The 15331-nt window shown below is 67.4% G+C and carries 13 protein-coding genes; 6 read left to right on the forward strand and 7 right to left on the reverse strand.

The genetic code is table 11. From position 1 onward, the window contains the following. Positions 1 to 10: 10 nt before the first annotated feature. The 4 genes from coaBC to BTH_RS16140 form a co-directional block, all read right to left on the reverse strand. A complete protein-coding gene (coaBC, locus tag BTH_RS16125; RefSeq protein ID WP_009892602.1) occupies positions 11 to 1222 on the reverse strand; it encodes a bifunctional phosphopantothenoylcysteine decarboxylase/phosphopantothenate--cysteine ligase CoaBC in 1212 nt (403 codons plus the stop codon). 61 nt (positions 1223 to 1283) lie between these two features. Continuing rightward, positions 1284 to 1784, reverse strand: coding sequence for a signal peptidase II (lspA, locus tag BTH_RS16130; protein WP_009892600.1), 501 nt, complete (start codon positions 1782 to 1784; stop codon positions 1284 to 1286). Next, on the reverse strand, positions 1785 to 4622 hold the full coding sequence (gene ileS, locus BTH_RS16135; RefSeq protein ID WP_009908562.1) for an isoleucine--tRNA ligase: 2838 nt from the start codon (positions 4620 to 4622) through the stop codon (positions 1785 to 1787). A gap of 114 nt (positions 4623 to 4736) precedes the next feature. Then, complete coding sequence (locus tag BTH_RS16140; RefSeq protein ID WP_009892598.1) at positions 4737 to 5729, reverse strand: bifunctional riboflavin kinase/FAD synthetase; 993 nt, start codon at positions 5727 to 5729, stop codon at positions 4737 to 4739. A 124-nt stretch (positions 5730 to 5853) separates the two neighbouring features. Here BTH_RS16140 and purN point away from each other — a divergent pair, with 124 nt between their 5' ends. The 6 genes from purN to nadC all read left to right on the forward strand — a co-directional run bounded on the left by purN (position 5854) and on the right by nadC (position 12722). After that, a complete protein-coding gene (purN, locus tag BTH_RS16145) occupies positions 5854 to 6516 on the forward strand; it encodes a phosphoribosylglycinamide formyltransferase (RefSeq protein ID WP_009892597.1) in 663 nt (220 codons plus the stop codon). Then, positions 6513 to 7775, forward strand: a complete 1263-nt coding sequence (locus BTH_RS16150; protein WP_009892596.1) for an RsmB/NOP family class I SAM-dependent RNA methyltransferase — start codon at positions 6513 to 6515, stop codon at positions 7773 to 7775. The genes purN and BTH_RS16150 overlap by 4 nt, the downstream gene beginning before the upstream one ends. A 15-nt stretch (positions 7776 to 7790) precedes the next feature. Continuing rightward, positions 7791 to 9143: a mechanosensitive ion channel family protein gene (locus tag BTH_RS16155; RefSeq protein WP_009892594.1), complete on the forward strand. Its 1353-nt coding sequence runs from the start codon at positions 7791 to 7793 to the stop codon at positions 9141 to 9143. A gap of 197 nt (positions 9144 to 9340) precedes the next feature. Then, positions 9341 to 10537, forward strand: a complete 1197-nt coding sequence (locus tag BTH_RS16160) for a DesA family fatty acid desaturase (RefSeq protein ID WP_009903348.1) — start codon at positions 9341 to 9343, stop codon at positions 10535 to 10537. A gap of 167 nt (positions 10538 to 10704) precedes the next feature. Beyond that, a complete protein-coding gene (gene nadA / locus BTH_RS16165) occupies positions 10705 to 11841 on the forward strand; it encodes a quinolinate synthase NadA (RefSeq protein WP_009892589.1) in 1137 nt (378 codons plus the stop codon). After that, positions 11838 to 12722, forward strand: a complete 885-nt coding sequence (gene nadC / locus BTH_RS16170; protein ID WP_009892586.1) for a carboxylating nicotinate-nucleotide diphosphorylase — start codon at positions 11838 to 11840, stop codon at positions 12720 to 12722. The genes nadA and nadC overlap by 4 nt, the downstream gene beginning before the upstream one ends. Before the next feature lie 174 nt (positions 12723 to 12896). Here the strand turns inward: nadC and nadB are convergent, their stop codons facing one another. Genes nadB through rpmB form a run of 3 tightly spaced genes read right to left on the reverse strand, consistent with a single transcriptional unit; the run spans position 12897 to position 15084 of the window. Beyond that, positions 12897 to 14609, reverse strand: coding sequence for an L-aspartate oxidase (gene nadB / locus BTH_RS16175; RefSeq protein WP_025369533.1), 1713 nt, complete (start codon positions 14607 to 14609; stop codon positions 12897 to 12899). 56 nt (positions 14610 to 14665) lie between these two features. Next, complete coding sequence (gene rpmG / locus BTH_RS16180) at positions 14666 to 14833, reverse strand: 50S ribosomal protein L33 (protein ID WP_004185395.1); 168 nt, start codon at positions 14831 to 14833, stop codon at positions 14666 to 14668. 17 nt (positions 14834 to 14850) lie between these two features. Next, positions 14851 to 15084 (reverse strand): 50S ribosomal protein L28, encoded by a 234-nt coding sequence (rpmB, locus tag BTH_RS16185; RefSeq protein ID WP_004186391.1) that lies wholly within the window; start codon positions 15082 to 15084, stop codon positions 14851 to 14853. Positions 15085 to 15331 lie beyond the last annotated feature (247 nt).

Here is a 15331-nt window from a genome sequence, read left to right on the forward strand (position 1 = left end):
CGGCGACGCGTCAGATGAGGCTCGCGTCGGGCAGGCGCTTTGCGATCTCGGCGACGAGCGCGTGCGCGAGCGTCATCTTGTCGGCGCGCGGCAGCCGCGTCGCGCCGCACGCTTCGAACAGCACGACTTCGTTGTCGTCGAGCCCGAACGTGAGCGGCCCGAGGTTGCCGATCAGCAGCGGCACCTTCTTGCGCACGCGCTTTTCCTCGCCGTGCACGTCGAGATCGCCGCTTTCCGCCGCGAAGCCGACGCAGTAGGGCGCATCGGGCAGCGCGGCGACGCTCGCGAGAATGTCCGGGTTCTCGACGAACGTGAGCGCCGGCATCTTGTGGTCGGCCGTCTTCTTGATCTTGTGCTCGGCGGGCTGCGCGGCGCGCCAGTCGGCGACCGCGGCGACCGCGATGAACACGTCCGCGTCCGGCACCGCGTTCATCACCGCGTCGTACATCTGCTGCGCGGTCCGCACGTCCTCGCGGTACACGCCCCACGGCGTCGGCAGGTGAACGGGGCCGGCGACGAGATGCACGTCGGCGCCCGCCTGCTGCGCGGCGCGCGCGAGCGCGAAGCCCATCTTGCCGCTCGAGCGGTTCGTCAGGCCGCGAACCGGATCGAGCGGCTCGAAGGTGGGGCCGGCCGTGATCAGCACGCGGCGATGCGCGAACACCTTCGGCTGGAAATGCGTGACGATCGCTTCGTAGATCGCTTCCGGCTCGAGCATCCGGCCGTCGCCGATCTCGCCGCACGCCTGCGCGCCCGAATCGGGGCCGAGCACCGCGACGCCGTCGCGGCGCAGTTGCGCGACGTTGCGCTGCGTCGCCGGGTTCTGCCACATCTGGCGGTTCATCGCCGGCACGACGAGGAGCGGGCAGTCGCGCGCGATGCACAGCGTCGACAGCAGATCGTCGGCGAAGCCGTGCGAGAGCTTCGCGAGGAAATCGGTCGACGCGGGCGCGATCACGATCGCGTCGGCTTCGCGCGACAGATCGATGTGCGCCATGTTGTTCGGCATCCGCGCGTCCCACTGGCTCGTGTAGACGGGGCGGCCGGACAGCGCCTGCATCGTGACGGGGGTGATGAACTGCGTCGCGGCGTCGGTCATCACGATCTGCACGGTCGCGCCCGCCTTCGTCAAGAGGCGCGTGAGCTCGGCGATCTTGTAGCAGGCGATGCCGCCCGTGAGGCCGAGGACGAGGTGTTTTCCTGCGAGTTCTGCGTGTGCCAACTGAGGCCTCCGAAAGCACGTGGGGCCGGCGCGCGCCGGCCCCTGCGCGAAGTGTATGCGCCTAGCGCGCGCCGCGCACGCGACGCAACTCGTCGTAGATGAGGAGCACCGCGCCCACCGTGATCGCGGAGTCGGCGAGGTTGAACGCGGGCCAGTGCCACGCGCCGACGTGGAAATCGAGGAAGTCGATCACGTGACCGTAGATCAGGCGATCGATCACGTTGCCGAGCGCGCCGCCGAGAATCAGCGCGAGCGACAGGCTGAAGAGGCGCTGGTGCCCGTGGCGCTTGAGCAGATAGCAGATCACGAGCGTCGCGCCGATGCCGAGCGCGGTGAACGCCCAGCGCTGCCAGCCGCCCGCGGTCGCGAGAAAGCCGAACGCGGCCCCGCGGTTGTAGATCAGCGTCAGGTTGAAGAACGGCGTGAGTTGATGCATCGCGCCGTACGCGAAGGTCTTCAGCACGGCGATCTTCGTCAACTGATCGAACAGGATCACGATCAGCGAGATGCCGAGCCACGGCGCAAGCGCGCCGCCCGAGGATTTCGACAGGGTCTTCGCCATTTACGCAGCGCTCCGGGTTTCGCCGTTTTCGAACAGGTTGGAGAAGCAGCGGCCGCAGAGCGTCGGATGATCGGCATGCGCGCCGACGTCCTCGCGGTAGTGCCAGCAGCGTTCGCACTTCTGGTACTTCGACGCCGCGACTTCGACGCTTTCGTCGCTTTGCGCGTCGACTTTCACGACCGTCGCCGCCGACGTGATCAGCACGAACTTCAGGTCGTCGCCGAGGCTCGCGAGCGCGTCGTAGCGCGCGCCCGACGCGCGCACTTCGACTTGCGCCTGCAACGACGAGCCGATCCGGTTCGCGGCGCGCGCTTCCTCCAGCGCCTTCGTCACGTTGCCGCGCACGTCGCGCAGCAGCGTCCACTTCGCGACGAGCGCGTCGGCGTTCGCGATTTCCGGATACGCGTAGTAGGTCTCGGTGAAGATCGTCTCGCTTTGCGGCAGGAACACGCGCCACGCTTCCTCGGCCGTAAACGACAGGAACGGCGCGAGCACGCGCAACAGGCCCTGCGTCACGTGGTAGAGCGCCGTCTGCGCGGAGCGGCGCGCCTTCGACGCCGGCGCGCTCGTGTACAGGCGATCCTTCAGCACGTCGAGATAGAAGCCGCCGAGATCTTCCGAGCAGAACGTCTGCAGTTTCGCGACGACCGGGTGGAACTCGTACTTCTCGTAGTGCGCGAGCAGCTCGGCCTGCAGCTGCGCGGAGAACGCGACCGCGTAGCGGTCGATCTCGAGCCATTGTTCGGCGGGCAGCGCGTCCTTCGCGTAGTCGAAATCCGACAGGTTCGCGAGCAGGAAGCGCAGCGTGTTGCGGATTCGACGATAGCCTTCCGTCACGCGCTTGAGGATTTCCTCGGAGATCGCGAGCTCGCCCGAATAGTCGGTCGACGCGATCCACAAGCGAATGATTTCCGCGCCGAGGCGGTTCGCGACTTCGTGCGGATCGATCCCGTTGCCGAGCGACTTGCTCATCTTGCGGCCTTCGCCGTCGACCGTGAAGCCGTGCGTGAGGAGACCCTTGTACGGCGCGCGGCCGTCGAGCATCGACGCGGTCAGCAGCGACGAATGGAACCAGCCGCGGTGCTGGTCCGAGCCTTCGAGATACAGGTCGGCCGGGAACTGCAGTTGATCCTTGTGCGAGCCGCGCAGCACGTGCCAGTGCGTCGTGCCGGAATCGAACCACACGTCGAGCGTGTCGCGGTTCTTTTCGTACAGGTTCGCGTCGTCGCCGATCAGCTCGCGCGCGTCGAGCGTCTGCCACGCCTCGATGCCTTGCTGCTCGACGCGCTTCGCGACTTCCTCCAGCAGCTCCAGCGTGCGCGGATGCAGCTCGCCCGTTTCCTTGTGCACGAAGAACGCCATCGGCACGCCCCATTGGCGCTGGCGCGACAGCGTCCAGTCGGGGCGGTTCGCGATCATCGCGTGCAGGCGCTGCTTGCCCCACGACGGATAGAACGCGGTCGCGTCGACCGCGTCGAGCGCGGTCTCGCGCAGCGTCTTGCCGCCGTCGGCAGGCTGCGTGTCCATGCCGGCGAACCACTGCGACGTCGCGCGGTAGATGATCGGCGTCTTGTGGCGCCAGCAGTGCATGTAGCTGTGCGAGTAGTGCTCGTTGCGCAGCAGCGACCCGGCCGCCTTCAGCGCGTCGACGATCTTCGGATTCGCGTCCCAGATCGTGAGTCCGCCGAAGAGCGGCAGCGATTCGATGTAGCGGCCGTCGCCCATCACCGGGTTGATGATGTCCGAATCGGTCATCCCGTGCGCCTTGCACGACGTGAAATCCTCGACGCCGTACGCGGGCGACGAGTGGACGATGCCCGTGCCGGTGTCGGTCGTCACGTAGTCGCCGAGATAGACGGGCGACGTGCGCTTGTAACCCGGGTGCGCGGCGGCGAGCGGATGATGGAAGCGCAGGTTCGCGAGCTTGTCGCCGCGCGTCGTCGCGACCACGCGGCCCGTGAGGCCGAAGTCCTTCATGCACGCCTCGACACGCTCCTCGGCCATGACGAGCAGGCCGCGCTCCGTGTCGACGAGCGCGTAGACGATCTCCGGATGCAGGTTGAGCGCCTGGTTGGCGGGGATGGTCCACGGCGTCGTGGTCCAGATCACGATTCCGCCTTCGGCGCGCGGCAGCGCGGCCAGGCCGAACGCATGCGCGGTCTTCTCGGGCTCGGCGAACGCGAACAGCACGTCGATCGTCGGATCGGTGCGGTCCTTGTACTCGACCTCCGCCTCGGCGAGCGCCGAGCCGCAATCGAAGCACCAGTTCACCGGCTTCAGGCCGCGATACACGTAGCCCTTCTCGATGATCTTGCCGAGCGCGCGGATTTCCTCCGCCTCGTTCTGGAAGTTCATCGTCTTGTACGGATTGCCCCACTCGCCGAGCACGCCCAGGCGCTTGAAGCCCGCCTTCTGCTTCTCGATCTGCTCGGTCGCGTATGCGCGCGCCTTCGCCATCACCTCGGCGGCGGGCAGCGACTTGCCGAACTGCTTCTCGATCTGGATCTCGATCGGCATCCCGTGGCAGTCCCAGCCGGGCACGTACGGCGCGTCGAAGCCCGCCATGTTGCGCGACTTCACGACCATGTCCTTCAGGATCTTGTTGACCGCGTGGCCGAGGTGGATATCGCCGTTCGCGTACGGCGGGCCGTCATGCAGGATGAATTTCGGGCGGCCCTGGCTCGTCGCGCGGATCTTCTCGTAGACGCCGCGCGCCTCCCAGTCCTTCACCCATTGCGGCTCGCGCTTCGGGAGGTCGCCACGCATCGGGAACGGCGTGTCGAGCAGGTTGACCGGATACTTGGCCTGCGGTTTCGAGTCGGCTTTCTTGTTGCTCATGTCGGGATCGCTGTGAAATCTTGGGGACGCTCGCGCGTTGTGGAATCGGTGAGGCGCGGCGGCGGCTTTCGGCGGCGCGCAGGACGTGAGCGCACGGTGCGCTCGCCGCGTCGATCAGCTAATTCGGTCGGTGGCCGACGTCGCGAAGCCGGTTGCGCGGCTGCCCGGCGCACGGCCGTGCTCGGCGAAGTACGCGCGCGTATCGACGACGTCCTGCGCGATCGCGCGCGAGAGCGTCTCGAGATCGACGAATTTCGCCTCGTCGCGCAGCTTCTTCAGGAATTCGACGCGCACGAGCTTGCCGTACGCGTCGCCGTGCCAGTCGAGCAGATGCACCTCGAGCAGCACGCGGCCGGAATCGTCGACGGTCGGGCGCACGCCGAGGCTCGCGACACCGGGCAGCGGCTCGGGCCCGATGCCGTGCACGCGGACGACGAAGATGCCGGACAGCGCGGGACGCTTGTGCGCGATCGGCAGGTTCAACGTCGGGAAGCCGAGGTCGCGGCCGAGCTTCAGGCCGTGCGTGACATGGCCGCTGATCGCGTAGCCGTGGCCGAGCGCTCGCGCGGCCGCGTCCAGATCCCCCGCCGCGAGCGCGGCGCGCACGCCTGAGCTCGAGAACCGCGCGCCGTCGGCGTCGGCGAGCGTTTCCATCTGCTCGACCTCGAAACCGAAGCGCTCGCCCGCCGCCTTCAGCGACGCGAAATCGCCCGCGCGTTTCGCGCCGTAGCAGAAATCGTCGCCGACCATGATCCAGCGGGTGTGCAGCCCGTGGACGAGCGTGCGTTCGACGAACGTCTCGGGCGACTGGCTCGCGAACGTATGGTTGAAGTGCTCGACGACCACGCGGTCCACGCCGTGCTCGCGCAGCGCCTCGAGCTTGTCGCGCAGCATCGCGATGCGCGGCGGCGCGCTCGCCGGATTGAAGAACTCGCGCGGGTGCGGCTCGAACGTCATCACGCACACGGGCAGCCCGCGCGCGTCCGCCGCCGCGCGCACGCGCGCGAGCAGGGCCTGGTGGCCGCGATGGACACCGTCGAAGTTGCCGATCGTCAGCGCGCACGGGGCGCGGCTCTCGGCGTTGGGCAGGCCGCGAAAGACTTTCACGATAGCGGGTGACAGCGTGGGGGAAAGCGCGGCCGGATGCCGCAAAGCAAAAGATTATAAACGCTCGGGCGGCCGGGCGGCTCAGGATGCCGGAAACGGCGGGGGCGAATGGTAAAATCCGCGGATGAAAAAAATCGTCATCCTGATTTCCGGCCGCGGCAGCAACATGGAGGCCATCGTACGCGCTTGCGCGCGCGAGGGCTGGCCTGCCGAGGTTGCCGCCGTGATTTCCAATCGTCCGGGCGCAGCCGGCCTCGAATTCGCGGCCGCGCACGGCATCGCGACGGCCGTCGTCGACCACCGCGCGTTCGACGGCCGCGACAGCTTCGATGCGGCGCTCGCCGCCGAGGTCGATCGCTTTGCCCCCGATCTCGTCGTGCTCGCCGGCTTCATGCGCATTCTCACGCCGGCCTTCGTCGCCAAATATGAGGGCCGGATGCTGAACATCCATCCGTCGCTGCTGCCGAGCTTCAAGGGCATCCATACGCACCAGCAGGCGCTCGACGCGGGCGTCGCGCTGCACGGCGCGTCCGTCCACTTCGTGATTCCGGAGCTCGACAGCGGCGCGATCGTCGCGCAGGCGGCCGTGCCCGTCGTCGCGGGCGACGGCGCCGATGCGCTCGCTGCGCGCGTGCTCGCCGCCGAGCACGTGCTGTATCCGCGCGCGGTGCGCTGGTTCGTCGAAGGGAAGCTGCGTCTCGACGCGGGGCGCGCCGTCGTCGCGCCCAACGAGGCGCGCTGGCTGTTCGCGGATGCGATCGACACGTCGACGAGCGAGGGCGTATGAAGCTGCACGGTTTCCTGATTGGCCAGACCGAGGCGCTCCTTGCCGACGTCCTGAAATTCGCCGGCCCGGCCGACGTGACGACGAGCCGCTTTTTCCGCGCGCATCCGAAGCTCGGCCACGCCGAGCGCGGCGTGATCGCCGAAGCGGTGTTTGCGGTGCTGCGGCGGAAGATGGAGTACGCACACCTTGCCGAAAGCGGCACTGGCGCGCCGGCGCGGCGCTTGGTGCTGCTCGGGCTGATGCAGACGGTCGGCCGCTCGGCGGTGAAGCCGTTCGTGTCGGACGCCGAGTGGGCGTGGCTCGACCACGTCGCGAAGATCGATCCCGCGAGCTTGCCGCTGCGCGTGCGCACGAACCTGCCCGACTGGATTCATCAGGCGCTTGCCGAGCGCATGGGCGCCGACGAGCTTGCGCAGTTCGCCGCGGCCGTCAACTATCCGGCGCCGCTCGATCTGCGCGCGAACGCGCTGAAGGCGACGCGCGACGAGGTCATCGACAGCCTGCGCGCGGCGGGCATCGATGCCGGCGCGACGCCGTTCGCGCCGTTCGGCGTGCGCGTCGTCGGCAAGCCGGCGCTCACGAAGCTCAAACTGTTCGAGGAAGGGCAGATCGAGGTGCAGGACGAGGGCAGCCAGCTGCTGTGCTCGCTCGTCGCGCCGCGGCGCGGCGAGATGGTCGTCGATTTCTGCGCGGGCGCGGGCGGCAAGACGCTCGCGCTCGGCGCGATGATGCGCTCGACGGGGCGCCTGTACGCGTTCGACGTGTCCGAGAAGCGGCTCGCGAAGCTCAAGCCGCGCCTTGCGCGCAGCGGCCTGTCGAACGTGAACCCGGTGCTGATCGACAGCGAGCACGACGCGAAGATCAAGCGGCTCGCGGGCAAGATCGACCGCGTGCTCGTCGACGCGCCGTGCAGCGGCCTCGGCACGCTGCGCCGCAATCCCGACCTGAAGTGGCGCCAGTCGCGCGAGACGGTTGACGAGCTCGCGCCGAAGCAGGCGTCGATCCTCGCGAGCGCCGCGCGACTCGTGAAGAAGGGCGGCCGGCTCGTCTACGCGACCTGCAGCGTGCTCGAGGCGGAGAACGAGGCGATCGTGTCCGAATTCCTCGCCGCGCATCCGGAGTTCGCGCTGGTGCCGGCGAGCCGCGTGCTCGCCGAGCAGCGGATTGCGCTCGACACGGGCGACTATCTGTCGCTCTGGCCGCATCGCCACGCGACCGACGGCTTCTTCGCCGCGGTGCTCGAGCGGCGCGCGCAGTAACGGGCGGGCTCGCGCATGGTCACGAATCACCTCACGCGACGGCTCGCGGCCGTCGCACACGACTTCGGCCAGCCGGCGATGATCTGGCAGGCGGTCGCGTTCCTCGGCTCGCTCGCGCTCGCGTGGCTCGTCGCGCGCTATCTGCGCGGCCGGATCGACGCGCGCCGCCGCACGGCCGGCCGCGCGCCCGGCCCGGGCGCGCTCAGCCTGAACCGCGCGCTGTTCCCGCTCGTCGGCGGCGTGTTCATGTGGGTCGCGGAGACGGCGTTCGACGAGCTGATGCCGACGTCGCTGCTGCAGCTCGCGCTCGTGCCGCTCTTCGGCATCGGGCTCATCTACATCCTGTTCTTCGTCGCGCGCCGCGTGTTCGCGCGCGACGGCCACACGCACGCGTGGCTGTCGATCGTCGAGAAGTTCGTGTCGATCGTCGTGTGGATCGCGATGGCGCTCACGGTGCTCGGCATCCAGCGCGACGTGCTCGTCTGGCTCGACAGCGTCCAGTTCCGCGTCGCGAACGCCCGCCTCACGCTGTTGTCGGTCGTGTCGGGCGCGCTGTGGATCTGCGTGACGCTCGTCGTCGCGATGTGGCTCGGCTCGGTGCTCGAGGAGCGGCTGATGCGCGCGCGCTCGCTCGACGCGAACCTGCGGGTCGTGCTCTCGCGCGTCGGTCGCGCGCTGCTCATCTTCGCGGCGGTGCTGATCGGGCTGTCGCTCGTCGGCATCGACGTGACCGTGCTCGGCGTGTTCGGCGGCGCGCTCGGCGTCGGGCTCGGCTTCGGCCTGCAGAAGATCGCGAGCAACTACGTGTCGGGCTTCATCATCCTGCTCGACCGGTCGCTGCGGCTCGGCGACGCGATCAACGTCGGCGGCCTGCAGGGCGTCGTCACGCAGATCCGCACGCGCTATACGGTCGTGCGCGGCCTCGACGGCAACGAGACGCTGATTCCGAACGAGAAGCTCATCACCGACGTCGTGCAGAACCAGTCGTCGTACCTGACGCGCGGCTATGCGAAGGTCGCGGTTCAGGTGGCGTACACATCGGACGTCGAGCAGGCGATGGCGCTGCTCGCGGACGCGGCGACGGGCGTCGAGCGCGTGCTCGAGGACCCGGCGCCGACGCCTTATCTTGTCGGCTTCGGCGCGGACGGGATCGACCTCGAGCTCGGCTTCTGGATCGCCGACGCGGCGAAGGGGACGGCGAGCGTGCGCTCGGCGGTCAATCGGAACATCTGGCGACTTTTTGTCGCACACGGAATCTCGATTCCGTTCCCGCAGCGGGAGGTGCGCGTGATCGGGCTGCCGGACGCCATCGCGCCCGCGGCCGGCGCGCACGGCCCGGCGGCGGAGCGGCAGCGGCAGGACGCGTAGCGCCGGGCGGGCGCCGCCGCGCGCCCGTTCAACCTGAAAATCCGCGCGCGCGTATTGCGCCGCCGCAAAAAATATTCATTTTTTACAAAGACTTGGAACGGATGCAGTAAAATTCCGTCCTACTGTGCGGTATGCTTTCATTTTCTTGACGCAGGTCATTTGAGCCGGCGTCCCTACTACTTCCACAGGTAACTGCCTTGTTGAATTCCCTGCTCGATTTCCTTTCCAACGGGCTTCTGCGTTTCTCGTGGTGGCAGGTCGTGCTGTTCACGCTCGCCGTCACGCACGTGACGATCGTCGGCGTGACGGTCTATTTGCATCGCTGCCAGGCGCACCGCGCGCTCGATCTGCATCCGGTCATGAGCCACTTCTTCCGCCTGTGGTTGTGGATGACGACGGGCATGCTGACGGGCCAGTGGGCGGCGATCCATCGCAAGCACCATGCGAAGTGCGAGACCGAGGAGGACCCGCACAGCCCGCAGACGCGCGGCATCTGGAAGGTGCTGCTCGAAGGCGCCGAACTGTATCGCGCGGAGGCGAAGAACGAAGAGACGATGCGCAAGTACGGCCACGGCACGCCGAACGACTGGCTCGAGCGCAATCTCTACTCGAAGTATCCGATTCTCGGCGTGAGCCTGATGATGGTGATCGACGTCGCGCTGTTCGGCGTGGTCGGCCTCACCGTGTGGGCGGTCCAGATGGTGTGGATTCCGTTCTGGGCGGCGGGCGTCGTCAACGGCCTCGGCCACTTCTGGGGCTATCGCAACTTCAATGCGGCCGACGCGAGCACGAACCTGTTCCCGTGGGGCATCGTGATCGGCGGCGAGGAACTGCACAACAACCATCATACGTTTGCGACGTCGGCGAAGCTGTCGAACAAGTGGTACGAGTTCGACATCGGCTGGATGTACATCCGCATCATGTCGGCGTTCGGGCTCGCGAAGGTGAAGAAGATCGCGCCGACGCCGCGCCTCGCCGCGCGCAAGACGGTGCTCGACCAGGAAACGCTGCAGGCCGTGCTGTCGAACCGCTACGAGGTGATGGCGCGCTACGCGAAGACGCTCAAGCGCGCGTACAGGCAGGAGCTCGTGCACCTGAAGGAACTGGGCGCGCGCGAGAAGTATCAGCTGATGCGCGGCGCGCGCAAGTGGTTCCACAAGGAAGAGGCGGGCCTCGACGAGCCGCAGAAGCGGATGCTGCCGGAGATCTTCGCGAACAGTCAGAAACTGCATACGTTCTTCCAGCTGCGCACGGAACTCGCCGCGATCTGGGAGCGCTCGAACGCGTCGCGCGACCAGTTGCTCGCGCAGCTGCAGGATTGGTGCCATCGCGCCGAGCAAAGCGGCATCAAGGCGCTGCAAGAGTTCGCGACGCGTCTGCGCCGCTACGCCTGAGTCGTCCGCGCCGAAATCGATTAGAATTTCAGGACGTCACAAACCCCGCGCTGGCGGGGTTTTTTCTTTTGGGCCGCCGTTTGGCGACGGCAGCCTATCGGCAGATTGAACTTTGCATGGAACCAGAGCATGCGCCAAGCGCTAACTCCGGTCGACAGGAGATGAGGATGCAATCGGCGATCAAACCCGTCGAGTACGACCGCCCGCTCGCGGCAGGGGCGGCCTGCGGCGTGGGCGAGGCGTGGGCGAAGGTGCCCGCGCCGCTCGCTGCCGGCGAGCGCGAGGCGCTGAAGGCGCGGATCAAGGCGTTGCTCGAACGCGAGAAGGCCGTGCTGGTCGCGCACTATTACGTCGACGCGGAGCTGCAGGAACTCGCGGACGAGACGGGCGGCTGCGTTGCCGATTCGCTGGAGATGGCCCGCTTCGGGCGCGACCACGGCGCGCAGACGCTCGTGGTCGCCGGCGTGCGTTTCATGGGCGAGACGGCGAAGATCCTGAGCCCGGGCAAGCGCGTGCTGATGCCCGACCTCGACGCGACGTGCTCGCTCGATCTCGGTTGCCCGGTCGACGAGTTTTCCCGGTTTTGCGACGCGCATCCGGACCGTACGGTCGTCGTCTACGCGAACACGAGCGCCGCGGTGAAGGCGCGCGCCGACTGGATGGTCACGTCGTCGATCGGCCTTGAGATCGTCGCCAATCTGCACGCGCGCGGCGAGAAGATCATCTGGGCGCCGGACCGCCACCTCGGCGGCTACATCCAGAAGAAGACGGGCGCGGACATGCTGATGTGGCAGGGCTCGTGTCTCGTGCACGACGAGTTCAAGGGCATCGAGCTCGACTTGCTGCGCAACGAATACCCGGATGCGAAGATCCTCGTGCACCCGGAATCGCCGGAGGGCGTCGTCGCGCTCGCGGACGTCGTCGGCTCGACGACGCAGTTGATCGATGCGGCCGTGAAGCTCGACGCTCAGCGATTCATCGTCGCGACCGATCTCGGCATCCTGCACAAGATGCGGCTCGCGGCGCCCGGCAAGACCTTCATCGAGGCGCCGACGGCCGGCAACAGCGCGACGTGCAAGAGCTGCGCGCACTGCCCGTGGATGGCGATGAACGTGCTGTCGAACCTCGCCGACGTGCTCGAGCGCGGTCACAACGAGATCTTCGTCGATGCGGCGATCGCCGAGCGCGCGCGCGTGCCGATCGACCGGATGCTCGATTTCGCCGCGCGCCACAAGCAGCGCGTGCAGGCGAGCGGCGATCTGCTGCGCGATCAGCAACTCTTCGCGAACGTGGGGGCGGCATGACGAACGGCGCGATGTCTCCGCTTTTCGCTGAAATCTCGCGCGAATACGGCGCCGCGTTCGACGCGGCGATCGCGCGCAACGTGGCCGATGCGCTCGCCGAGGACGTCGGCGGCGGCGATCAGACCGGGCGCCTCGTGCCGGACGGCGCGCCGCGCCGCGCGCGCGTGATCGTGCGCGAGGAGGCCGTGCTGTGCGGCGTGCCGTGGTTCGACGCGGTGGTGCGCGCGGTCGATCCGTCGATCGAGGTCGACTGGCGCTATCGCGAAGGCGACCGGATGACGGCGGATTCGACCGTCTGCGAACTGCGCGGCCCCGCGCGTTCGTTGCTGACGGCCGAGCGCAACGCGCTCAACTTCCTGCAGCTGCTGTCGGGCGTCGCGACCGCGACGCGCCGCTACGTCGACCGGATCGCCGATACGCGCACGCGCATTCTCGACACGCGCAAGACGCTGCCGGGCCTGCGGCTCGCGCAGAAGTACGCGGTGCGCGTGGGCGGCGGCGCGAACCAGCGGCTCGCGCTCTACGCGGGCATCCTGATCAAGGAGAATCACATCGCGGCGGCGGGCGGCGTCGGCGAGGCGCTCGACGCGGCGTTCGCGTTGAACGCCGCCGTGCCGGTGCAGATCGAGGTCGAAACGCTCGACCAGCTTCGCACGGCGCTCGCGCACGGTGCGCGATCGGTGCTGCTCGACAATTTCACGCTCGATATGATGCGCGACGCGGTGCGCATCACCGAGGGCCGCGCGGTGCTCGAGGTGTCGGGCGGCGTGAATTTCGATACGGTGCGTGCGATCGCCGAGACGGGCGTCGATCGAATCTCGATCGGCGCGCTGACGAAGGACGTGCGCGCGATCGATTATTCGATGCGTATCGTCGAGTGACGTGACGGGCGCGCGCGTGCATCGCGCAGGCGTGCGCTCGGGGCAGAGAAGCGGGCCGAAGACATAGGCCAAAGGCATGAGCCAAAGGCGAGGCCGCCGGCGCTTGACGCGCGGGCGGCCTTTTTTGTCGCGTATCGCGCGCGGATGCGAGGCATGCCGCACGGCCGGCCGTCGTTACTTCGGCATGCGCCGCGACGGCGTGAGCACGGTCGGCAGCGCCTTCGGCAATGCGTGCGGCCAGTCGCGGCTGTAGTGCAGCCCGCGGCTTTCGTGGCGTGCCCGCGCGCCGTCGACGATCAGCGACGCGACGTCCACGAGATTGCGCAACTCGAGCAGATCGCGGCTCACGCGGAAGTGCGCGTAATACTCGTGGATCTCGTCGCGCAGCAGCTTGAGCCGATGCTGCGCGCGCTCGAGGCGCTTGTCGGTGCGCACGATGCCGACGTAGTTCCACATCAGGCGGCGCAGTTCGTCCCAGTTGTGCGCGACGACCACCTCCTCGTCGGCGTCCGCGACGCGGCTCTCGTCCCATGCGGGCAGCGGGCCGTGCGTCGCCGAATCGTAGCCGGCGGCTTCGATCGACTCGGCGGTCGCGCGGCCGATCACGAGGCATTCGAGCAGCGAATTGCTCGCGAGACGGTTCGCGCCGTGCAGGCCCGTGTACGACGTCTCGCCGACTGCGTACAGGCCCGCGATATCGGTGCGCCCGGCCAGATCAGTGACGACGCCGCCGCACGTGTAGTGCGCGGCCGGCACGACCGGGATCGGCTCCTTCGAGATGTCGATGCCGAACTCGAGGCAGCGCGCGTAGATCGTCGGGAAATGCTCGCGCAGGAATGCCTCGGGCTGATGGCTGATGTCGAGATATACGCAATCGATCCCGCGCTTCTTGATCTCGAAGTCGATCGCGCGCGCGACGATGTCGCGCGGCGCGAGTTCCGCGCGCGGATCGTGCGCGGGCATGAAGCGGGTGCCGTCCGGCAGCTTGAGCAGGCCGCCTTCGCCGCGCACGGCCTCGGAAATGAGGAACGACTTCGCGTACGGATGGAACAGGCACGTCGGATGGAACTGGATGAACTCCATGTTCGCGACGCGCGCGCCCGCGCGCCACGCCATCGCGATGCCGTCGCCCGTCGCCGTGTCCGGGTTCGTCGTGTACAGATACACCTTGCCCGCGCCGCCCGTCGCGAGCACCGTGTGCGGCGCCTCGATCGTCACTGTCCGGCCCGTCTGCACGTCGAGTGCGTAGAGGCCCACGCAGCGCCGGCCCGGCAGGCCAGGTAGCCCGAGGCGATCGGACGTGATCAGATCGATCGCATGGTGATCCTCGAAGAACGTGATGTTCGGATGCGTGCGGGCACGCTCGGACAGCGTCGCGAGCACCGCGTGGCCCGTCGCGTCGGCCGCGTGGATGATGCGGCGATGGCTATGGCCGCCTTCGCGCGTCAGGTGAAAGCCGAGTTCGGCGGCGTCGTCCTTCGTGAACGGCACGCCTTGCGAGATCAGCCATTCGATTGCCTCGCGGCCGTGCTCGACGATGTAGCGCGTCGCGGCTTCGTCGCACAGGCCGCCGCCTGCGATCAGCGTGTCGTTCACGTGATTCTCGACGCTGTCCGCCGAATCGAGCACTGCGGCGATGCCGCCTTGCGCGTAGTCGCTCGCGCCCTCCATCATCGAGCGCTTCGCGATCAGCGCGACGCGGCGCGTTTGAGCGAGATTGAGCGCGACCGACAGACCGGCGAGGCCGCTGCCCACGATCGCCACATCGAAATTCATCTGCATCTCCGTTTCTTGCGCGTTTTGTCTTATCTTTTCCGCCATGCGCAATGCGGCGGAAAGGGCAGAGCATACCGCGTCGGAGAAACGCTTGCGTGCCCGCCAACGCAAAAAGCCCCGCGATTGCGGGGCTTTTCGTCGTCGTCAGGCTCGTTGAAACCGGAGAATTACTTGATCTTGGTTTCCTTGTACGCCACGTGCTTGCGGGCGACGGGATCGAACTTCATGATCTCCATCTTTTCCGGCATGTTGCGCTTGTTCTTCGTGGTCGTATAGAAGTGGCCCGTGCCAGCGGTGGACTCGAGCTTGATCTTGTCGCGTGCGCCTTTCGCCATGTTCGTGCTCCTTGGACTTAGGCTTCGCCGCGTGCGCGCAGGTCAGCGAGCACGGAATCGATGCCGTTCTTGTCGATCAGGCGCAGGCCGGCGTTCGAGACGCGCAGACGCACCCAACGGTTTTCGCTTTCCACCCAGAACCGGCGGTTTTGCAGATTCGGCAGGAAGCGACGCTTCGTCTTGTTGTTGGCGTGGGAAACGTTGTTGCCGCTCATCGGCGCTTTCCCAGTTACTTGGCATACGCGTGCCATGAGAGCACTCCTAATACGCTGAATTCGGGTTCGATCGCCGGTGAAGGTTCTCTTCCTCGCATGGCCGCGTGAGTTTCGGCCTTGCCGGGAAAAGCGCCTCCGATCCGTGGTTGGCCTGACGACCTGCCACGAGACCGCTTCAGCGGCTTCAGAACTGGTTGGAAAAAAGACAGACGGCGATTCTAACAGAAAAACTTCAGGAAAATCAAACCCAATTTCGCATGCGGATGTCGCGGGGCGCTGGGGC

It is taken from the genome of Burkholderia thailandensis E264 (assembly GCF_000012365.1).
Lineage (GTDB): Bacteria > Pseudomonadota > Gammaproteobacteria > Burkholderiales > Burkholderiaceae > Burkholderia > Burkholderia thailandensis.

Excerpts from the sequence above, each read along its gene's own strand:
- BTH_RS16155 (WP_009892594.1), top strand. The coding sequence starts at position 7,791 with ATGGTCACGAATCACCTCACGCGACGGCTCGCGGCCGTCGCACACGAC.
- purN (WP_009892597.1), top strand. The coding sequence starts at position 5,854 with ATGAAAAAAATCGTCATCCTGATTTCCGGCCGCGGCAGCAACATGGAG.
- rpmB (WP_004186391.1), bottom strand. The coding sequence starts at position 15,084 with ATGGCACGCGTATGCCAAGTAACTGGGAAAGCGCCGATGAGCGGCAAC.
- BTH_RS16150 (WP_009892596.1), top strand. The coding sequence starts at position 6,513 with ATGAAGCTGCACGGTTTCCTGATTGGCCAGACCGAGGCGCTCCTTGCC.
- nadA (WP_009892589.1), top strand. The coding sequence starts at position 10,705 with ATGCAATCGGCGATCAAACCCGTCGAGTACGACCGCCCGCTCGCGGCA.
- nadC (WP_009892586.1), top strand. The coding sequence starts at position 11,838 with ATGACGAACGGCGCGATGTCTCCGCTTTTCGCTGAAATCTCGCGCGAA.
- ileS (WP_009908562.1), bottom strand. The coding sequence starts at position 4,622 with ATGAGCAACAAGAAAGCCGACTCGAAACCGCAGGCCAAGTATCCGGTC.
- rpmG (WP_004185395.1), bottom strand. The coding sequence starts at position 14,833 with ATGGCGAAAGGCGCACGCGACAAGATCAAGCTCGAGTCCACCGCTGGC.
- lspA (WP_009892600.1), bottom strand. The coding sequence starts at position 1,784 with ATGGCGAAGACCCTGTCGAAATCCTCGGGCGGCGCGCTTGCGCCGTGG.